Raw genomic sequence first — 19672 nt, forward strand, 5'->3', positions numbered from 1 at the left:
GCACAGAAAGCGAGGGTCATAAGTGCGCGAGTCCGCCACTGACCTCCTGGTTAGCCTTCCCGAAGATTCGAATGTTACGGATCTCCTGCTCCAGATGCATCGAAAAGACCCCGGCCGCGTCCTGTACGCGGTCAAGAACGGCAGCAGCTGGGAAGACATCACCGCCGCGCAGTTCCTCGCAGAAGTTACCCGGCTGGCCAAGGGCTTGATCGGATCCGGTGTCCGTCCCGGAGACAGCGTTGCCGTCATGTCCCGGACCTCCTACGAGTGGACCGTGGCGGATATGGCCAACTGGTTCGCCGGGGCCGTCACCATCCCGATCTATGAAACCTCCTCCCCCTCCCAGGTCGAGTGGATCCTCAAGGATTCCGGTGCCCGGCACGTGTTCGTGGAGGACGCACGCAAGGCCGACGTCGTGCTTGCTGCCGCTTCCGCCCTTGAAGGGGAGTTTTCCATCTGGCTGATGAACGACGGCGACGGCGCCGACACGTTCACCGGCCTCAGCGCCGCAGGAAGCAGTGTCAGCGACGACACGCTGGAAACGGCCCGCAGTACCGCGAACCTCAGTGACACCGCGTCGATGGTGTACACCTCCGGAACCACCGGCCGGCCCAAGGGCTGCGAAATCACGCACGGCAACTTTGCCCTCTTCGGCGTAAACGTCATTGAAGTCCTGCCGGAAATGCTGAAGATCCCCAAGCCGACCACGCTGATGTTCCTGCCGCTGGCACATGTGCTGGCCCGCGCAGTCCAGGTGGGCTGCCTGCATGCCGGCGTCAAGGTGGGCCATTCCCGCAGTGCCTCCGACCTGATGTCGGACCTCAAGTCCTTCCAGCCGACCTTCCTGCTGGCCGTGCCGCGGATCTTCGAAAAGATCTACACCGGCGCCCAGGCTTCGGCCGAAGCCGCCGGCAAGGGCAAGGCCTTCGAGGCTGCCGCCGCCACGGCCATTGCCTACTCCGAAGCGCAGGACTCGGCCGCCCGCGGCGGCCGCGGCCCGTCGGTGGCGCTGGCAATGAAGCACAAGCTTTTTGAGCGGCTCTTCTACCCGAAGGTGCGTGCGGTCCTTGGCGGAAACGCCGCATTCGCCATCTCCGGTGCCAGTGCGCTGAGCCCGATGCTCGCGCACTTCTTCCGCGGCTGCGGCGTCACGGTGCTGGAGGGCTACGGCCTGACCGAAACCACCGCCCCGGCGAGCGTCAACCAGGCAACCCGCACGCGGGTGGGATCGGTGGGACTGCCCATGCCGGGCACCACCATCCGGATTGCCGACGACGGCGAGGTCCTGGTCCGCGGCGCCGTGGTCTTCAAGGGCTACCACCGCAATCCTGAAGCAACTGCGGAGGCCTTCGAGGGCGAGTGGTTCAAGACCGGCGACGTGGGCGTTCTCGACGACGACGGTTTCCTGCGCATCACCGGCCGCAAGAAGGACCTGCTGGTCACGGCCGGCGGCAAGAACGTGGCCCCCGGACCGCTGGAAGAAAAGATCCGCGAGAACCGGCTGGTCTCGCAGGCCATCGTGGTGGGCGAAGGCCGCCCGTTCGTTTCCGCCCTGATCACCCTGGACGAGGATGCCCTCGCCGCGTGGAGCCGGGAAAACGGTGCCCCGGACGGAGATGCCGCGGAGGATCCCCGGGTGCAGCAGCTGCTGCAGGAGTCGGTCGACGCCGCCAATGCAACGGTGTCCCGGGCCGAACAGATCCGCAAGTTCACCGTGCTGCCCAAGGATTTCACCCTGGAATCGGGCCATCTCACGGCCACGCTGAAGCTGCGCCGCAATGCAGTGATTGCGGATTACTCCGACGAGGTCGACAAGCTCTACGCCAAGTAGGCAGCGGCAGTAAAAATCCCCCGTACCGATACCGGTACGGGGGATTTTTATGCTTACGCTGCGGGCACCGGCCTAGAGCGCTTCGAGGGACTCTGCGTAACGGCGTCGGGCGTCTTCCCGGGCCTGCTGCACGCGTTCCCTGCGTGCCCGGGTGGGCCAGCAGCAAACCAGCACGACGATGCAGGTGAGCAGCACCAGCGCGGCGATGGTAATCCCGGCGTCCATCCAGAACTGGGCCGGGAAGAGCCGGATCAAGGTGTCGTCCAGCCGGAAGGTCCAGTTTCCGTTCGCGAAGAAGATCGTATGCAGCTGGGTGAAGAACTGTTCCCAGCCCAGAACGGCGAGGACCACCAGTGCCGCCACCAGTACCAGTGTGAGCACCGCCCCGGAGAACAGCGACCGGCGGATGCCGCCCGGGCTGCGGCGGTGCAGATACAGCGCGGCGAAGAGGCTCAGGACCGCCATCACCATCGCGGCGATGAAGGCCACCGTCAGCACCGTCTTAACATCGGCCATGTGGCTGACTTCGCTGTCCAGGTACAGCGGTTCTCCGCCGTCCCCGACCAGGTCCCCCAGATACCGCGAACCGCTGAAGTTGAGCAGGTAGTCCACGGCGTAGGAACCGTAGGTCATCCGGTCATCGGTGGAGAAGCCGTAGCTGTCTGCCGGGAAACCGGGACGGTGGTACTCCACCCACAGGAACAGGGGCGTCGCGACCGCACGGATGGCGGCGGCCAGCACCATGATCGGGAAGAACACGGCAATCATTACCTGGAGGACACGGGCCAGGACTGGCTTGCCTGCTGCCGCCTTCTCCCGTTCCTGGGCGCGCCGCTGCGCTTCCGCCAGGGCGGGGTCGACGTCGTCAGCGTGGTCCGCCGAGTCATGGACTGACTCCGTCCCGTTCTTCGTCTCCCTCTCAGTTTCGGCGGAGCGGGCGATGACGGGTGTGACGGCAGTGTGTGTGGACTCGGTGGTCTCCGCCGCAGCGCCGTCATGCCCGTCGACGGCGCCGGATGTTTCCGTTTCGCGGTCCGGCGTCGTTTCGAAGTCCGTTTCGAAGTCCGATTCGGAGTCCCCTGGCACGTCGGCTTCATGGCGGCCGGCTTCATGGGCTCCGGAGGGCACGGCATGCGGCCGGTCTTCGCCTGCTTCCACTGCGCCGGAAGACGTTTCCACGGAGGTTGCCGCCGTTTCCTCTTCCGGGGCGTTCCGGTCCTCGGGGCCGGCGTCCACGGCATCGTCGGTGGAGGAATAGCCGCTCAGGTCCGGCAGGGTGCTGGCACGGCGCATGGGAAGGTGGCTGCGCTGGGCAACCTTCGGGTGCCCGCCCGGAACGGTTCCGCCGGCGCCGGCGGTTGCTGCTGTTGCTGCTGCTGCGCCACGATTTTCGGATGCAGCCGGGCTCTCAGCCTCGTCCCGGATGTCGACGTCCTCAGCGTCCTCCGCGTCTTCGATGCCCGTCGCGTCCTTCGACGCTTCCGGGTCCTCGACGCCCTCCGGCGACTCCGGGGTCCGCTCGACGTCCGGTTCTTCGGCGTCTACGGGTGCGTCGCCCGCCTCATCTGCCGCAGCCTCCACATCGGCATCGGCCCGCTCGGAGGCGGTGAGGTTGTCGAACTCGGCGTCCCAGTCGGCGTGCTCACTGGTCCCGGTGAGATCCGGGGCAGTAGCGGCGTGGGAGCCGGATCCGTCGGGGGCACTCCCCTGCGACGGCACTGAAGCCTCGGTTCCGTTGAGCGGCTCCCCTCCGGCCGTCGATCGATGCGTGGGGGTTTCGTCCTGGCTAGCCACTGCTTCCTCTTTCACTTCCCTAAACTGTTCTCCGCTGGTCTTACACTCGACCCTACCGGGACAGCACCGGGTGGACCGCACGCCACCCCGCGGCTAGGCAGTACGCAGGTGCACCCCGGCGTCGCGCGCGGACAGGTCACCGCGGTGGCCGGCCCGGTAGGCCCTGCCGCCGAGGATGAGCGTGTACGCCCAGTACGCCGCGAATACTCCGAACCCGATGGTCAGGCGCAGCCAGGCCGGCAGCGGGCTGGGTGTAACGAATCCCTCAACCAGGCCCGAGATAAACAGGACCACTACCAGGCCAAGGGCAACCGTCATCAGGGAACGTCCCTCCTGCGCCACAGAGGTCATCCGGGAACGCCGGCCGGGTGCAACGAAGGCCCAGAAAATCCGCAGCCCCGCGGCTGAGGCAATGAAAATGGCGGTCAGTTCCATGAACCCGTGCGGCAGGATGTAGGTGAAAAACACATCCAGGCGGCCGTGCGCTGCCATCATGCCCGCGGACAGCCCCACGCTTACGGCGTTCTGGTAAAGGATCCAGGGCACCCACACGCCGGTGATGCCGAACGCAACCGCTTGGACGGCGATCCAGGCATTGTTGGTCCAGACCATGCCGGAGAACGACGCCGCCGGGTTTTCGGAGTAGTAGTTGACGAAATCCTCTTCGACATAGCGGCGGAGCTCCTCGTCCGTCCCCACTGCTGCCAGCACGCCCGGTGTATTGACGGCCCAGAAACCGGTCAGCCAGGCCACCAGGACGAAGACTGCACCTATTGCAACGGTGAGCCAGCGTACGCGGTAAAAGGCTGCGGGGAGGGAGAAAACGAAGAAGTTCGCGAGGTCCTCCATGAAGTTGGACCGGCTGCCGGTGAACCTGGTGCGCGCACGGGACAGGCGCATGGAGAGGGAGGCGGAAAGCGTTCCTTCCGGCGCCACCGAGCGCACGATGGAAAGATGGGTGGAGGCACGTTGATAGAGCCGAAGCAGTTCGTCCGCTTCGGGGCCGCTTAGGCGGCGGCGGGCAGCCAGCTCGTCGAGGCGTTTCCAGTCATCGTTGTGCACGGCAGTGAAGGCATCGAGGTCCACGGTTACACCCTAACGGGTCGGTACAGTGGTCCTCATCACTTCAGGAGGACTCGAATGAGCAGCATTGTTACCGGCGAAGCGGTGGTCCTTGAACTCCGTCCTGCCGGCTTCGCCGCCCGAATAGTCAGCGCCCTCATTGACGTCGTTGTCCAGGTCCTCGTGTTTATCGTCCTGTTGCTGCTGGTCGCTCAGGCCGTCGCGTCGTCGGACCCTGCCCTGGCGCAGGCTTTATCGCTGAGCCTTGTGGTGCTGCTGTTTGTGTTGGTCCCGGCGACGGTGGAAACCCTGACGCGGGGAAAGTCGCTCGGCCGGCTGGTCATGGGGCTGCGGATCGTCCGCGACGACGGCGGTTCGGTGCGGTTCCGGCACGCCTTCATCCGGGCGTTCACTGCGGTACTGGAGATCTACATGCTCGCCGGTTCGCTGGCCCTCATGGTGGCGTTGTTCAATGACAAGTCCAAGCGCCTCGGGGACCTCATGGCCGGCACCTACGCCCTGCGCGACCGGGTGGTGGCACCGCTGCCGGAACTGGTGGCGGCGCCCCCGGAGCTTGCCGGCTGGGCGGACCTGGCCGATATCGGCCGCCTGCCCGACGGGTTGGCCCGCCGCATCTCCCGCTTCCTCGCGCAGAGCGGACGGATGACCGGAACGGCCAGAATGGTGCTCGCCTCCGAACTTGCCTCGGAAACCACTGCGCATGTTTCGCCGCAGCCGCCGCCGGGCACGCATCCGGAGACCTACCTCCGGGCGGTCGTCGCGGAGCGCCGGGACCGCGACTACGTCCGGCTGGACCGCCAACGGCGGCAGTCCCGGGCCCTGGCCGAACGGCTGCACCGGATGCCGTTCACCGATTGAGCCCGGGTTATCCGGCGGGACCGGCCGCCGGTAGTACAGAAGACGGGCTTATCCAGCGCCCCAAGCCCCATTAGCTGTACACCCAACGCGCAACTGATAGCCCTGGACCGCTGGTAGTACAGCTGACGGGCTCATCCGCCGCCCAACGCCCCACTAGCTGTACACCCAACGCGCAACTGATAGCCCTGGACCGCTGGTAGTACAGCTGACGGGCTCATCCGGCGGGACCGGCCGCCGGTAGTACAGCTAACGGGCTCATCCGGCGCCCAAAGCCCCATTAGCTGTACACCCAACGCCCACCAGACAGCCCCAACCGCCGGTAGTACAGCAAACGGGCTCATCCGGCGGAGTCAGTACCGGTAATGCTCAGGCTTGAAAGGCCCGGCCACGTCAACGCCAAGGTAGTCCGCTTGGCTCTTGGTCAGCTCAGTCAGTTCGACGCCGAGGGCGGACAGGTGCAGGCGGGCCACCTTTTCGTCCAGGACCTTGGGCAGCACGTAGACCTGGTTGGCGTAGGTCCCGTCGCCGTGCCTGGTGAACAACTCAATCTGCGCGATCGTCTGGTTCGCGAAGGAATTGCTCATTACAAAGGACGGGTGGCCGGTGGCGTTGCCTAGGTTGAGCAGCCGCCCTTCGGAGAGCACTATGATGCTGCGCTGCGCGTCGGTGCCTTCATCGAACACCCATTCATGGACCTGCGGCTTGATTTCAATCTTGCGGATTCCGGGAACCCGGGCCAATCCAGCCATGTCGATCTCATTGTCGAAGTGGCCGACGTTGCCGACGATCGCCTGGTGCTTCATGGCGGCCATGTGGCTGGCCATGATGATGCCCTTGTTGCCGGTGGTGGTGATGAAGATGTCGCCCTGCGCCAGCACGGATTCCAGCTTCGCCACCTGGTAACCGTCCATCGCCGCCTGCAGCGCGCAGATCGGGTCGATTTCCGTGACGATCACCCGGGCGCCCTGCCCCCGAAGTGCCTCCGCGGCTCCCTTGCCGACGTCACCGTAGCCGCAGACCACGGCAACCTTGCCGCCGATCAGCGTGTCGGTGGCACGGTTCAGACCGTCCGGGAGGGAGTGCCGGATGCCGTATTTGTTGTCGAACTTGGACTTGGTGACGGAGTCGTTGACGTTGATGGCCGGGAACAGCAGCCTGCCTTCGGCCGCCAGCTGGTAAAGGCGCAGCACACCGGTGGTGGTTTCCTCCGTGACGCCCCGGATGCCCTTGGCGATTTCGGTCCACTTCCCCGGATGCTCGGCCAGGCTGCGGCGCAGCCGGTCGAGGATTACGGTGAACTCGTAGGAGTAGCCCTCATCACCGTCCTGGGGGTTCTCCGGAACGAACCCCGCAGCTTCGAACTCCACGCCCTTGTGCAGCAGGAGGGTCGCGTCGCCGCCGTCGTCAAGGATCATATTCGGGCCGCCGGACCCTTCCGGCCAGGTAAGGATCTGCTCGGCGGTCCACCAGTAGTCCTCGAGGGACTCGTTCTTCCAGGCGAAGACGGGAACGCCAGCGGGTTCGGCCACCGTTCCCCCGCCCACCACCACGGCAGCAGCCGCTTCGTCCTGCGTGGAGAAGATATTGCAGGACGCCCACCGGACTTCAGCGCCCAAGGCCGTCAGCGTCTCGATCAGCACGGCGGTCTGCACTGTCATGTGCAGGGACCCGGCGATTCGGGCCCCTGCCAGCGGCTGGCTTGGACCATACTCGCGCCGCAGCGCCATCAAGCCCGGCATCTCGTGTTCGGCCAGGCGGATCTGGTGGCGTCCGGCTTCGGCGAGGGAAAGGTCGGCTACTTTGAAGTCAATGCTCACGCTGGAATCCTCACAGGTTCGCGGCGGGTCCGGGCGGTTAGCCCTCCTGCCGAGTGGCGGCGGCCTTCAGCAGAACGGGAATTCCTTCTTCCACGCGGTACCGCACCGGTTTGCCGCCTGCGTCGGGAACGGTCGAAACGAGTTCGTCACCGTCCTGGACGAGGACGGATCCGGTGACGGGGCAACGCAGGACGTCGAGGAGTCCGGCTGTCAGATTGGCCATTGATACAGCACTTCCTTGAATTCGGGTGCCGCGGTGGGCGGCGCATCACAGCCAAGCCTAACGCGTGGAAGCCAGGCGCAGGGCGGTGCCTAGTTCTGTTCGCGCAGCACTTTCAGGTGCGCCCGGCGCGTCCCGGGGGTTTCCGCCGGTGGTTCCAAGGCATGCTTTCCGTTGCGCTGCGGCTCTGTGCTGTCCTCGTCCGTTGCCTTCGAGGCCTGTTCGCGTACGGCATCCACCAAAGCGGAGAGTTCGTCACCGCTCGGAGTCCGGGGCCGGCCCTCCAGGTTCAGGCGGACAAGTTCCCATCCCAGCGGGGCGGTAAGCCGGGCGGAGTGGCCGGCACACAAATCGTAACAATGCGGTTCGGCGTAGGTCGCCAGCGGGCCAAGCACTGCAGTGGAATCGGCGTATACGTAGGTCAGCGTTGCTACCGCCGGCTGGCGGCAGGCTGACCGGGAGCACTGGCGTAAAGATTCCACGGACGACCACTTTACCCGCTCCCTGCTCGGTGCCCGCGCAGGCGCGCCGGACCGCGGTCCCCCGGGCCCCGCTGCGCCGCCGGCGGTTGCACAAGAAAAAAAGGGGTCCCGGGGGCCGGGGGCAGCGGTTAGAGTTCTTACATGTCCATGGGATCTTCATTCCGGGTGCGCCTCGACGTTGAGTCAAGTGCCGTTGAGTCAAGTGCCGTTGAGTCAAGTGCCGCAGCCGCCTCCTCCCCCGGCGTGCCGGCCCGGTCCTTCCGGCAGCGGCGGCGCAACCGGCACGGCCGCGGCCTGCGGGGAGATGTGATCCCGCCGCATCTGGCCGGTGCCCGCACGCGTGCGGAACGTTTCGACGAGTGGGTACTCGAATCAGCCCAACGACTGGAACGGCTCTGGGGCGAACGGATCCAGACCTACCAGTTCGTGGTCGAGGAGATCCCTCCGGGGCTTGAGGAGCTGGCGCGTTCCGGCGGACCCATTCCGCTGGGCGCCGGGACGGCTTCCGCACCGAACCGGCCGCCGGTCATCACCATCTACCGGCATGCCGTCGAAACGGCTGCCCGCTCCCTGGTGCCCGCCAGCGAATTGGTCCATGACGTCATCGTGGAGCAGCTGGCGATATTGATGGGAATGGACCCGGAAACCGTTGATCCTGCCTACGGCCGGTTCCGTCCCCTATAGGTTCCGTCCCTCTAGCGGAGGGCTAGTACCCCACGCCCACCTGTACGCGGCTGCCGCCCACGGTGCCCCGGGGCAGGGGCAGTACGCTGATCCCGGTATCTCCCCCGGTCACTATCTGTGCGCCGTAAACCGGTGCTCCTGTGGCCCTGACCAGGACTGCGGCTGCCGGTCCACCCAGGTCGCCCGGGTTGACCATGGTTGTGGAGGCCGCTTTCAGCTGCACTGTCTTCTCGGCCAACAGGACGCCGTCGGCGGTGACAGCAGCGAGGCGCACTTCGGACGCCCCTTCCGGTGCCGTGAAGGAGAGCGTGGAGTCCCCCGATGCCAGCACCGCCAGGTGCTCGCTGCCCAGGCGTTCACCGGCGGGAGCAACTGCAAGATCGGTTCCCTTCTCGGCATCGGAACCGCGGCTGAAGACGGCCGAGGCGGCCACGGCGACGTCGGACGAGATATCGAGCGTGTAGGTGCCTTCGGGCAGCGTATCCAGCGGAAGGCGCGTGACTGTGCCTGCCGCAGCGTTGTAGCTTCCGCCGCCCTCAAGGACGGCTTCGCCGTTGCTGCCGAAGACCCGGACGTTCACGACGGCGTCGCTGGCGCCGGGCACCGCTATCTGCAGCGACGGCGTGACCGACGCGTAGCCCTCCTCCTTCGCCAGGTTGCGGGTAGCCTCCGGGTTCTGGATGCGCACGCCGCTGACCACCTGCGCCGGCCCGGGAGCCGCTGTGGGCTGGATCAGCTCCACACCGCCGGGGGTCAGGCCCCGCAGCAGGTTCTGTGAAATCACCGCTGAAACCGGGCCGCCCGAACTACGCACCCGCACGGCAAGGGAGTCCTGGTTGGCGGCCAGTCCGGCAAGGACCACCGACTTTGTTTCGCCCGGTCCCACGGCGATGCCCCTGCTTCCCGGCCCTTCCACCGGACCGGCAGTGCCGTAAAGTTCCAGGTTGACATCGGCAGGGGTTACGGACGGGTTGGTTAACTGCAGCACCGCGGCGGCTCCGACGTTGGTCCGTGCCCCCACCAGCCAAAGGTCGTTGGCCGGGGCCTGGCAGGTGGCTGCCGTGAGTCCGGCCAGATCGCCGTCCGCAGCGGTATAGGTCATGGTGGCACCGGCCGTGACCTGCTGGGCGCCGGAAGGCTCCGCACTCAAAAGCGCCGCCGCAGAGACCGGCATCTCGCGTACGACGCCGGCGGTCCGCTCTCCGGCAAGCGGTGAGTCCGTGCCGCCGCCGATGCTTTTGAGGACCGATCGGTCCGAGACTGTTGACAGCTCGGCGGCGGGCAGCGGGTTGCCTGCATCGGCTAGGAGAACGGCGCTGACTACGGACTTGGCAGAGGTGGACTCCGCACTGAACTCGGCGTCCGTACCGGCTGTGTTGCCGGCGAGCAGCCGCGGCGGCTGCGGGCACACACCGGTCAGGGGGCCGGCGGGAACTTCGGCAGAGGGAACGTCGACGGCACCGCCTGCGGAGCCTGTTCCAACAAACGACGTCCCCGCCACCAGGGCACCGGTGGCAGTCAGGAGCAGGACTCCCGTGGTCCAGCGTCCTGCGGTTTTGGCCCCGCCGGAGCTGGACCGGCGGGCAGTGGCCCCGCCGGAGCCGGCTGGCGCGGACGCAGGAGAAGTTGAAGCAGACCGTTCGGGCGCCTCTGGTCGCACCTCAGCCTCTTCCCCGGTGGAAGAGTGGTTTTGCTTTCCCGGCTTGCTGCCGGACTTGTCCCTGCTCATTGCTGGCTTCCTTCCGGGGTCCGGTCAACCCGGTGCGGGCCTGCGCCGAAGGGCACGGGCGATTCCTCTTTTGCAGCCGGCTGTTCCGAACCGGATACCGGCCCGGGAGCGGGCTGCAGCTCGCTGGCCGCCGTTTGTATCTCGGGGTAATCCCGTTTGCCGGGAAGGCGGACAGTCCGGCCGGTGGGTGTTGGAAGCGCCAGCAGCAGAGTCAGTCCGATCACCAGGATCTGCAGCGCCTCAAGCCACGGCGAAGCTGCGCTGACATAGTCCACGCGAAGCTCTCCACCCTCGGCAGGCAGTTCGAAGGCCTGCACCCACTCACGATCCGTTGCGGTCAGCGGCCTGCCGTTCAGGCTGGCCTGCCATCCGGCGTCGGCGCGTTCCGCGAGGACCAACAGTCGGCCCTCGGCGCCGGCCGGGATGGAGGTGCGGATGTCTTCGGGCTGGGACGGCACGGCCGACGCAGTGCTGCCGTCCGCATTAAGGATGCGCGCCCTCGCGCCAAGCCCGGACTGCGTCTCCGTACCGGCTGCGCTGAGTGGTTCACTCACCCGCCAGAGCCACCCTGAGCCGGTTTGTCCCACTGCGGACAATCCGGGTACGGAGTCCATCCGCCCGGCCAGCAGCTCGGCCGCCGTATCGGATTCCTGCAGCACCACGAAGGCGACGCCGAGACGGGCAAGGTCCGTCCGGGGGTCAACTCCCGTGCCGGCGGTAATCGCGGCAACCGCGCGGCGCAGGTCAGCAGTCGCCGGATCGTCGTCCGACAGCGTTTCCTCGCCCGCACCGCCCTTTACGCCGCGGGCAGCGTAAATGGTGGAAAGCTGCTCCAGCGTGGTCCCGCCGCCCCGCATGAGCGCGGCTGAGACATTGCCCTCGCCGTCGACATGAAGGACGAGGCTGCGTGACTGTGTAGTGTCATGGCCGGCATCGGCTGCCGTGGCGGGCAGGCTGCGGTCTTCTGCACCCTGGACCTCCAGATTGGTTCCCGGCAGGATGGCCGCGGCGGCCTCGTCCGGGGTCTCGGTTCCGGGGAAACCGCTGCCGGTGAACTGCGGGATGACCCAGAAGCCCAGGCTGGCGGCCGGACCGGCTGCCAGCACCGTTCCGAGCACTACGGCCAGGACGCGGCTGCCGCGGGCCACCGTGCGGCGCCGCGCACCGGACAGGAGGTCGCCGGCAAAGACCAGCGCCGGGCAGAGAAGCAACAGTATGCAGACGGAGACGAGCGGTCCCGTGAATGCCGTCACCACCGCATCCGGTGCGGCGGCGGTTCCCACGTAGGACGCTGCGGCGTTGAGTGCCAGGGCCGTCAGGACCAGCAGCCAGCTCAGCCTGGCCAGCGGCGCGGACCGGGGCCGGAAAAGGGCAAGGGCCGCCAGGAACACAACAGGAGCACCGACCACCAGTGCCAGCACCAGGGGCCAGGGGCCTACCGGAAGCAGGCCCGCCAGGGTGCCGTTGATGTCGAAAGCCAGCGGATAGCCGAGCAGTTGCTGCCAGGCCTCGGACCGGACGAAAGCAAGCGGCATGCCAGGATCGGCCAGGAGTGCGCGAAGGTTGGGAGCAGCCGAAAGGACCTGCGGTAGCAGGAGGACAGCACCGGGCAGCAGGGCCCACCACAGGGTCCTTGCACGGCGCCGCAGTCCCAGCGTCAGGAGGAGCACTGCTGCGGCAGCCAGCACGAACACAAGCGGAGCGGCAGAAGTGACGGCGGCCAGCAGCAGGCCTGCGGCGGCGGCAGCGGTCCAGGAGGCGGCACCGGCAGGTGCTGCGGTCCCGGATGCTGCTGTCCCGCGTGCTGCGGTCCCGGGTGCTGCACCCGAGCCAACGGCGCGGGCAACCGCCAGCACCGTAAGTGGAAGCAGGATGTGCACAACCAGTGCACCGAGCCGGCCGCTGCCCAGGGCCACCTGGAACGCAGGAACCGCCGCCCAGAACATCGCTGCCCAGAAGCGCAGCCCGCGATGGCTGGTAAAGGCCCCGGCTGCGAACCAGGCACTCAGCCCTGCCAGCGGGAGCGCGAGCAACAGCAGGATCAGCACGGCGGCATTGCCGTTGCCGAATCCGGCGATCGCCAGCAGTGAGAGGACAAAGTTGAACGGGTCGCCATGGGCCGGGGCTCCGGAGCCCAGGTGCGCCCACCAACCGGTCGCCGCGGCCCAGACCTCGCCCACGCCCTGCCCCAGGGGCACCAACGCCCCGCCGGCCACGGCCGAGGCGCCGAAGAGCCGGTGCAGGCCGGCCAGGGAGAACCCTGCCAGCAACAACACAGCAGCGAGGGCGCCGAGCCCTACCCAGGCGCGTCCAGGACCTTCCAGGGCGGCAAAGTCGTTATTGGTGTCCCCGCTGGGGACGTATTCCGCGCTCCCTGTTTCGGAAGCTTCCGGCGAAGCATCGCGGTACATGGTCCGCCGGTGCTCCCGGACCTCCCTGCTGCCGCTGCGCAGTGCATTAACCGCGTTGCGCGGGCGACGACGGGTACCCGCCGCACGCCGTCGGGAGCGGTACAGATCGACCGGACGCAGGACCGCCGCGGCGCTGGATAGCAGCGAGGACACCGCATATCCGGGGTCCTTCGCCACCATCCCGAGGAAGAAGCGGCCAATGCCGCCAAGGACCGCACCTACCGCTAGGAACGGCACCTGCCACAAGGGGGCGTGCTTGAGCCGGAGGAAGATCTCCGCCCGTCGGGCAGCAGATGCGGAGGCAGCAGGGTTGGGCCGGTTGCCCGCATGGCGCATCCGCGCCGAAGGCACCACGACCACCCGGTTTCCGGCCAGCCGGTTCCGCCAGCAGAGGTCAATGTCGTCTCCGCTTCCGGGCAATGCAGGGTCGAACCCGCCCAGCAGGTCCCAGGCATCGCGGCGGATCAGCATGCCCGCCGAGTTCACGGCAAATATGTCGCTGCGGGAGTCGTACTGCCCCTGGTCCAGTTCATCGGCGTCGATCAGCGTGAGCCTTTCGGCCCACCGGTCAATGCTGAGGCCCACGTCCACCAGGCGTCGGTCGTTGTCCCATTCCACCTGCTTCGCGCCCGCGATGGTTACGGAAGGTGCGCGCTCAACGGCCAGGAGCAGTTCTTCCAGTGCCCCCGGATCCGGAGCCGAGTCGTCATGAAGCAGCCAGATCCATTCCTGCACGGTGCCGGCGCCGTCCCCGGTTCCGCCGTCGTGAGCGGACGCGCTGCCGGTGGAGCGCAGGTTGTCCGGGAGTTCGGCCAGGCCCGCCTTCACAGCTGCGCCGAAGCCGCTGCGCGCCGGAACTGCAATGACCGGGCTGCCGACCGGGAGTCCCAGTTGCAGCAACGAGGCGCTGGCATCCGTGGAACCGGCGTCAACGCCGATGCAGAAGTCCGCAGGCCGGGTTTGGGCCGTCAGCGCAGAGAGTGTATCGGGCAGATAAGAGGCACCGTTATGGGCTACAACAACAGCGCAAACATGGACTTGCGAATGAATTAGACTGCCTGCTTCCGAAGCCGACGGCGTTCGCGCTCGGACAAGCCGCCCCAGATTCCGAACCTCTCGTCATTGGCCAGTGCATATTCGAGGCACTGCGAACGGACATTGCAGGCCGCGCAGACCTTTTTGGCGTCCCGCGTGGAGCCGCCCTTTTCGGGAAAGAAAGCCTCGGGATCGGTCTGTGCGCAGAGGGCATCCGCCTGCCAGCCCAGCTCGCCCTCGTCTGCGTAGTCCTGGCCTAGGCCCGGCAGTCCAATCCAGACGGGCCGGCTTTCGGACTCGGGCGGAGCCTGGAACAACGAAACGGGCGGGTCCAGCACGAGCTCTTCGTCGGCAGGAGCATCCGCCAGCGCCTCATGCGCGGCGAGGAAGGCAGTGGCCTGGTCCTCGAGGGTCCCGGCGGTTTCCCGGCGGTAGCGCTCGGCAGCAGCCGGATCTGCAGGATCCACGTACCAGTCAACGGGGACACCCCTTGAGCCGTAGCTGGCCGAAGCCTGCCCGGCGATGACCGTGCTGTCCTGCGTTTCTTCTGCTTGCCCCATGGAGTCCTCCCGGTGTTACTGCTCCAGCGGCGGCTGTGTGGTGGTGCCGGCGGGGCCTGGGCCCTGCGGCTCCTCCCATGTGGCTGGAACAAATCCGATACCTAATTACACGCGTGTAATACGGCTCCGTCAAGCTGTTCAGGCATCCTATAGAGTTCAATCAACGGATGCCGGGAACGCCACGCCCGGGATTTCGCACATCAGCCCGGCGCGTCGCACTTTTCCCGGTCCGGGAACCGGGAACTGCATGTTCCCCACATTTATTACGCGCCGCCATTCGCATAAGGCCGGTGCACGCCGTGCCGCCTCATGCGGGAACCAACGAAAGAGGCCATTTCCATGACCATGTCTGCAGCAAGCACCCTGCTGTCGGGGCTCCGCACGCACCAAGCTACTTCCCCTGCCCTGATCTGGTACGGCCCCGCCGGGGAACGGATCGAGCTTTCAGGGAAGGTGCTGGACAACTGGGTGGCCAAGACCTCGAACTTCCTGGTCGATGAACTGGACGCCGAGCCCGGCCTGCGCGTCCGCCTGGACCTCCCCATCCACTGGAAGACCCTGGTCTGGGCACTGGCTGCCTGGCAGACCGGCTGCACCGTGGTTCTCGGTTCCCCGGCCGACGGAGACCACGTGGACGTCACAGTCACCGACGCTGCGGACAGCGGCGCGGAAGGGACCATCGTCGCCGTCGCGCTGGGGGCCTTGGACCTGGCGTTCCCGTCGGAGCTGCCGGCCGGCGTCGTCGACTACGCGGCGGAGGTGCGCTCCTACGCCGACACGTATATGGAGGGCGACCGGCCCGAGGGCGGACAACCGGCCCTCGAGGTCGGGGGCCCTACTGCCGCCCGCGAATTGAACGGAACGGTGTCCTACGGATCGCTCGGGACCCTGCTCGGAGCAGCGGATGATTCCGCCGAAGTGCTGCTCGCTTCGGCTCCGGACCTGCCGCTCGTGCTGGAGGAGGCGGTGGGCACATGGGCCTCGGGCGGCGCCGTCGTGCTGACTGCGGCCGGCGTGGAACCGGATGAACGGGTATTGGCCTCTGAGAAGGTTACGAAGCGCTTGGAGGCTTAACGGCGCCGTACGGCTTGACCTTGCCGGGCGGGATTATGGACTCATCGATCAGTTCATAGTCCTGCTCGAAGCCGGGCTCCTGGTCCAGTTCAACGTTGAAGACCCAGAACCGGTACGCAAAGAACCGAAGGACGGTGGCGACGGCGATGCCCAGCACGCCGGCCAGGAACAGCATGTTCTTGTCCTCTATACCCATGGGGTAACGGGCGACCCAGGTGAAGCCCGTGGAAATCACGATGCCCACGCCGTTGATCAGAATGAACAGTCCCAGTTCACGGCCCACGTTGTCCACGCTGCGGCGGCGGCGGAAGGTCCAGTAGCGGTTGGCAATCCAGGAGACCATGGTGGCGACGACGGCGCCCACGAACCGTGCCTTGACCTCGCTGCCGGACATCGGTCCGTGCATCAGGTAGAGGGTAAGGCCGTTGTCCACCACGAAGGCCACGGCACCTACCGTCCCGAACTTGGCAACCTCACGCCAAAAAAGAGAAACCAGGCCCCGAAGCCGATCTGACAGCGATGTATTCATGACCCTCCGAGGCCGATCCGCGGCAGCACTTCCGAAAACTCGCGGAAGAGTCGACGGCTGCCAGTTGCCGACGCGCGGACGCGCGGCGGTCAACAGCCGATATTACCGCGCCTTTATGGGAGTCTGCTTAGTGTCCAGGGCGACAACGGTGCCGCGAGGCGGGAATAACAGCCCTCTTCGGTACGCTTAAGCCGTGGATTTCCCAATTATCGGCGTGATAGGCGGCGGCCAGCTCGCCCGGATGATGGCCCCGGCGGCCACAGCCCTCGGATTTGAGCTGCGTGTGCTCGCCGAGGGCCCCGAGGTATCTGCCGTGGCGGCAGTGGCCAATGCCACAGTGGGTGACTACCGGAACCTTCAGGATTTGGCGGATTTCGCCGCCCAAGTGGACGTTGTCACGTTTGACCACGAGCACGTGCCCGGTGACTATCTGCGGGCACTCGTGGAAAAGGGCATCAATGTCCAGCCCGGTCCGGCCGCACTGATCCATGCCCAGGACAAACTGGTTATGCGTGCCGCCGTGGAGCGACTCGGACTGCCCAATCCCCGCTGGGCGGAGGTCTCCACTCCCGGGGAGCTGGTCTCGTTCGGCAACGCCGCCGGCTGGCCGGTGGTCCTGAAAACGCCGCGCGGCGGCTATGACGGCAAGGGCGTACGCATAGTGGACGACGCCGCGGCTGCCGCGGACTGCGCCGACTGGTTCGGCTCCGGGCCCCTGCTGGTCGAGGAGAAAGTACCGTTCCGCCGGGAATTGTCCGCCCTCGTGGCCCGCACGCCCAGCGGCGAGAGCCGTGCCTGGCCGGTGGTCGAATCCATCCAGGTCCACGGTGTCTGCGACGAGGTCATCGCGCCGGCACCGCACCTGGATCCGGCCGTCGCGGATGCTGCCGCGGCAGCGGCCCTGCGCCTGGCCGAGGAACTGGGCGTCACCGGCGTCATGGCTGTCGAACTCTTCGAGACCCCGGGCCGCGGCCCCGGCTTCCTGATCAATGAACTCGCGATGCGCCCGCACAACTCCGGGCACTGGACCATGGACGGCTCCGTCACCGGCCAGTTCGAGCAGCACCTGCGCGCGGTCCTCGACCTCCCGCTCGGCGCAACCGCTTTGCGGGGCGGTGCTGCCGTGATGAAGAACTTCCTCGGCGGCGACAACAGCGACCTGTTTGCCGCCTATCCCCTGGCGTTGGCGGCCGAACCCGCCGTCAAGGTCCATACCTACGGCAAATCCGTCCGGCCGGGACGTAAGATCGGCCACGTTAATGCCGTCGGTTCCGCCGACGACCTCCCCGCCCTCCGCCGCAGTGCCGGCCGGGCAGCAGCCATCATCCGTGACGGCCGCGACCCCCTGAAGGAGAACTGAAGCATGCCCCACCGTGCTACCACGCCGCTGGTAGGCCTCGTTATGGGTTCGGACTCCGATTGGCCGGTCATGGACGCAGCAGCCGCTGCCCTTGCCGAATTCAATATCCCCTATGAAGCCGACGTCGTTTCAGCCCACCGGATGCCGGTCGACATGCTGGAGTACGGGCAGGACGCCCACCGGCGCGGGCTGCGCGTCATCATTGCCGGAGCGGGCGGCGCCGCCCACCTCCCCGGCATGCTGGCCGCCGTTACCCCGCTTCCGGTCATTGGAGTCCCCGTGCCGCTGAAGTACCTGGACGGGATGGACTCCCTGCTCTCAATCGTCCAGATGCCCGCGGGAGTGCCGGTGGCCACGGTCTCGATCGGGGGTGCCCGGAACGCCGGCCTGCTTGCTGTCCGGATCCTCGCAGCGGGCACGGACCCGCTCGCTGCCCGCCTCCAGCAGCAGCTCATCGAGTTTGCCGGCGGGCTGCGCCAGTCCGCCATGGCCAAAGGCGCCGCGCTGCGCACATCCCTGCCCGGAACGGACCAGCAGCAATGAACCAGCAACGCTCCGAACCATCGGGCAGCTCCTACACCGATCCCGTGCGGTACCCCCAGGCTGCGGCCCCGGCGGTGCGCACCAAGCGGGCCTTCATCCTCCTGCTGCTGACCCTGGTGCTTCCCGGGTCAGCGCAGGTGGTTGCCGGGGACCGGCGCCTCGGCAGGCGCGCCCTGAAAGTCACCTTCGCGGTCTGGGCAGCGGCGATTGCAGCCATCATCCTGGCCGTCACCAACCGTGCACTGCTGATCAACGTCCTGACCAATGGCTGGGCCTCGTTCCTCATCATGCTGGTGCTGGCCGCGCTGGCCGTTGCCTGGGGTCTATTGTTCCTGAACACCCTGCGCATCATCCGCCCTCCCCTGCTCCAGCGCAGGGTGCGGCCGCTCGTTGCCGGTTGCCTGGTCCTGCTGATGGTTGGCACCAGCGGCAGCCTCGCCTACGGTGCCTACCTGATGAACGTCAGCCGGCAGACTTTCGGCTCCATCTTTTCCTCGGGCCCGTCCCTTGACCCGGTGGACGGCAGGTACAACTTCCTGCTGATGGGCGGAGACGCCGGCGAGGACCGCACCGGCCTGCGTCCCGACAGCATCTCGATGATCAGCGTGGATGCGAAAACCGGCCAGCCCGTGACGTTCAGCATTCCCCGCAACTTCCAGAACGCCCAGTTCCCCACGGATTCCCCGCTGCACGATGTGTACCCCGACGGCTATAACTGCGGCGACGAGTGCATCATCAACAGCCTTTACCAGACGGTGACGGAGAATTACGCGGATCTCTACCCCGGGGCAGCTGATCCCGGCGCTGAAGCCATGATGGACGCCGTCAGCGGCAGCCTGGGGCTTGAGGTGCAGGCCTACGTCATCGTGGACATGGGCGGTTTCGAACAGCTGGTCGACGCCATGGGCGGCGTCACCATCAATTCCGGCGGCTGGGTGCCCATCACTGCCGGGGAAATTCCCGGCACGAACCGGCACTATCCGCCGGACGGCTGGATTCCGCCTGGCACCCAGACCCTCGACGGCTACCATGCACTTTGGTACGCCCGCTCGCGCGAATTCGTGACCGACTACCACCGGATCGCCCGGCAGCAGTGTGTCCAGCAGGCCATGGTGGCGCAGATGGACCCGTCTACGCTCCTGACCCGCTTCCAAGCCATCGCCACGGCCGGTGAGGAGATCGTGAAGACGGATCTCCCCCAGGACCAGCTGGGCAGCTTCGTGGACCTGGCGTTGAAGGCCAAGGGCCAGCCCATGGAGCGGATGACCATCGGCCCGCCGGACTTCGGCGCGGCGGCGGACAACTTCGTGACCTATCCGGACTTCAACCTGATCCATGCCCGGGTGCAGGAATTCCTGGCCGGTCTGGAAGCCGCACCTGCCGAACCTGCTCCGGCCCCCGCTCCCGCGGAGGAAGCTGCCCCGGCCGCACCGGAGGAAGCTGCACCAGAGGAAGCCGCACCGGCACCGGAGGCGGACGCCGGGACGGACGGCGAAGCAGCCGACGGAACTCCCATCACCGAGGTGCCGCTGGAGGAAGAAACCGAAATAACGGTGGAGTATCTTCAGTACCTCGCGGAAATAGGCCATGATGCCACCCTCGGCTCGCTCCTGAACAACAACGGCGAGTGCAGCGTGGGATAGTTCCGCCTTCCCAGCCCGA

At 66.8% G+C, this 19672-nt stretch carries 16 protein-coding genes; 7 read left to right on the plus strand and 9 right to left on the minus strand.

Annotated elements, in window-relative coordinates; all coding sequences use genetic code 11:
- The first annotated feature begins 22 nt into the window (after positions 1 to 22).
- The gene (locus LOC56_RS11810; RefSeq protein ID WP_229952456.1) at positions 23 to 1831 is read left to right on the plus strand and encodes an AMP-dependent synthetase/ligase; all 1809 of its coding nucleotides are present in this window, start codon (positions 23 to 25) and stop codon (positions 1829 to 1831) included.
- Between the two features lie 72 nt (positions 1832 to 1903).
- Here the strand turns inward: LOC56_RS11810 and LOC56_RS16305 are convergent, their stop codons facing one another.
- On the minus strand, positions 1904 to 3640 hold the full coding sequence (locus LOC56_RS16305) for a TIGR01906 family membrane protein (RefSeq protein ID WP_331460940.1): 1737 nt from the start codon (positions 3638 to 3640) through the stop codon (positions 1904 to 1906).
- A gap of 78 nt (positions 3641 to 3718) precedes the next feature.
- Complete coding sequence (locus LOC56_RS11820) at positions 3719 to 4711, minus strand: stage II sporulation protein M (RefSeq protein WP_229952457.1); 993 nt, start codon at positions 4709 to 4711, stop codon at positions 3719 to 3721.
- A gap of 54 nt (positions 4712 to 4765) precedes the next feature.
- Between LOC56_RS11820 and LOC56_RS11825 the strand changes: the two genes are divergently transcribed.
- On the plus strand, positions 4766 to 5566 hold the full coding sequence (locus LOC56_RS11825) for an RDD family protein (RefSeq protein WP_229952458.1): 801 nt from the start codon (positions 4766 to 4768) through the stop codon (positions 5564 to 5566).
- A 350-nt stretch (positions 5567 to 5916) separates the two neighbouring features.
- On the opposite strand, the gene ahcY is transcribed toward LOC56_RS11825, so the two are convergent.
- The 3 genes from ahcY to LOC56_RS11840 form a co-directional block, all read right to left on the minus strand.
- Positions 5917 to 7383: an adenosylhomocysteinase gene (gene ahcY, locus LOC56_RS11830; protein WP_229952459.1), complete on the minus strand. Its 1467-nt coding sequence runs from the start codon at positions 7381 to 7383 to the stop codon at positions 5917 to 5919.
- 37 nt (positions 7384 to 7420) lie between these two features.
- Positions 7421 to 7606 carry a Trm112 family protein gene (locus LOC56_RS11835; RefSeq protein ID WP_229952460.1) on the minus strand — a complete coding sequence of 62 codons (186 nt, stop codon included), beginning with the start codon at positions 7604 to 7606 and terminating at the stop codon, positions 7421 to 7423.
- An 89-nt stretch (positions 7607 to 7695) separates the two neighbouring features.
- Positions 7696 to 8085, minus strand: coding sequence for a DUF3499 domain-containing protein (locus tag LOC56_RS11840; protein ID WP_229952461.1), 390 nt, complete (start codon positions 8083 to 8085; stop codon positions 7696 to 7698).
- A 141-nt stretch (positions 8086 to 8226) separates the two neighbouring features.
- Here LOC56_RS11840 and LOC56_RS11845 point away from each other — a divergent pair, with 141 nt between their 5' ends.
- Positions 8227 to 8769: a metallopeptidase family protein gene (locus tag LOC56_RS11845; RefSeq protein WP_229952462.1), complete on the plus strand. Its 543-nt coding sequence runs from the start codon at positions 8227 to 8229 to the stop codon at positions 8767 to 8769.
- 22 nt (positions 8770 to 8791) lie between these two features.
- Here LOC56_RS11845 and LOC56_RS11850 read toward each other — a convergent pair whose 3' ends face one another.
- The 3 genes from LOC56_RS11850 to LOC56_RS11860 are packed head-to-tail and all read right to left on the minus strand — an operon-like array spanning position 8792 to position 14504.
- On the minus strand, positions 8792 to 10498 hold the full coding sequence (locus tag LOC56_RS11850) for a DUF5719 family protein (RefSeq protein ID WP_229952463.1): 1707 nt from the start codon (positions 10496 to 10498) through the stop codon (positions 8792 to 8794).
- Complete coding sequence (locus LOC56_RS11855; protein WP_269437989.1) at positions 10495 to 14013, minus strand: glycosyltransferase family 2 protein; 3519 nt, start codon at positions 14011 to 14013, stop codon at positions 10495 to 10497. Before LOC56_RS11855 ends, LOC56_RS11850 begins: the two co-directional genes overlap by 4 nt.
- A complete protein-coding gene (locus LOC56_RS11860) occupies positions 13959 to 14504 on the minus strand; it encodes a WhiB family transcriptional regulator (RefSeq protein WP_229952464.1) in 546 nt (181 codons plus the stop codon). The genes LOC56_RS11855 and LOC56_RS11860 overlap by 55 nt, the downstream gene beginning before the upstream one ends.
- 339 nt (positions 14505 to 14843) lie before the next feature.
- Between LOC56_RS11860 and LOC56_RS11865 the strand changes: the two genes are divergently transcribed.
- Entirely contained in the window at positions 14844 to 15578 is a 735-nt protein-coding gene (locus LOC56_RS11865) for a TIGR03089 family protein (RefSeq protein WP_229952465.1), read from the plus strand.
- Here LOC56_RS11865 and LOC56_RS11870 read toward each other — a convergent pair.
- A complete protein-coding gene (locus tag LOC56_RS11870) occupies positions 15556 to 16107 on the minus strand; it encodes a GtrA family protein (RefSeq protein ID WP_229952466.1) in 552 nt (183 codons plus the stop codon). The two genes, LOC56_RS11865 and LOC56_RS11870, sit on opposite strands and share 23 nt — an antisense overlap.
- Before the next feature lie 193 nt (positions 16108 to 16300).
- Here LOC56_RS11870 and LOC56_RS11875 point away from each other — a divergent pair, with 193 nt between their 5' ends.
- From LOC56_RS11875 to LOC56_RS11885, 3 genes are read left to right on the plus strand one after another with little or no spacing between them, the layout of a single operon-like run.
- A complete protein-coding gene (locus LOC56_RS11875; RefSeq protein ID WP_229952467.1) occupies positions 16301 to 17467 on the plus strand; it encodes a 5-(carboxyamino)imidazole ribonucleotide synthase in 1167 nt (388 codons plus the stop codon).
- 3 nt (positions 17468 to 17470) lie between these two features.
- Positions 17471 to 18010 carry a 5-(carboxyamino)imidazole ribonucleotide mutase gene (gene purE / locus LOC56_RS11880; protein WP_229952468.1) on the plus strand — a complete coding sequence of 180 codons (540 nt, stop codon included), beginning with the start codon at positions 17471 to 17473 and terminating at the stop codon, positions 18008 to 18010.
- Positions 18007 to 19653 (plus strand): LCP family protein, encoded by a 1647-nt coding sequence (locus LOC56_RS11885; protein ID WP_229952469.1) that lies wholly within the window; start codon positions 18007 to 18009, stop codon positions 19651 to 19653. The genes purE and LOC56_RS11885 overlap by 4 nt, the downstream gene beginning before the upstream one ends.
- Positions 19654 to 19672 lie beyond the last annotated feature (19 nt).

The organism is Arthrobacter sp. zg-Y179 (genome assembly GCF_020907345.1).
In the GTDB taxonomy this organism is placed as follows: domain Bacteria; phylum Actinomycetota; class Actinomycetes; order Actinomycetales; family Micrococcaceae; genus Arthrobacter_B; species Arthrobacter_B jinronghuae.

What these genes read in the sequence shown, in the direction of transcription:
- LOC56_RS11850 (WP_229952463.1), bottom strand. Translation starts at nt 10,498, where the DNA reads ATGAGCAGGGACAAGTCCGGCAGCAAGCCGGGAAAGCAAAACCACTCT.
- purE (WP_229952468.1), top strand. Translation starts at nt 17,471, where the DNA reads ATGCCCCACCGTGCTACCACGCCGCTGGTAGGCCTCGTTATGGGTTCG.
- LOC56_RS11835 (WP_229952460.1), bottom strand. Translation starts at nt 7,606, where the DNA reads ATGGCCAATCTGACAGCCGGACTCCTCGACGTCCTGCGTTGCCCCGTC.
- LOC56_RS11865 (WP_229952465.1), top strand. Translation starts at nt 14,844, where the DNA reads ATGACCATGTCTGCAGCAAGCACCCTGCTGTCGGGGCTCCGCACGCAC.
- LOC56_RS11860 (WP_229952464.1), bottom strand. Translation starts at nt 14,504, where the DNA reads ATGGGGCAAGCAGAAGAAACGCAGGACAGCACGGTCATCGCCGGGCAG.
- LOC56_RS11870 (WP_229952466.1), bottom strand. Translation starts at nt 16,107, where the DNA reads ATGAATACATCGCTGTCAGATCGGCTTCGGGGCCTGGTTTCTCTTTTT.
- LOC56_RS11825 (WP_229952458.1), top strand. Translation starts at nt 4,766, where the DNA reads ATGAGCAGCATTGTTACCGGCGAAGCGGTGGTCCTTGAACTCCGTCCT.
- LOC56_RS11885 (WP_229952469.1), top strand. Translation starts at nt 18,007, where the DNA reads ATGAACCAGCAACGCTCCGAACCATCGGGCAGCTCCTACACCGATCCC.
- LOC56_RS11845 (WP_229952462.1), top strand. Translation starts at nt 8,227, where the DNA reads ATGTCCATGGGATCTTCATTCCGGGTGCGCCTCGACGTTGAGTCAAGT.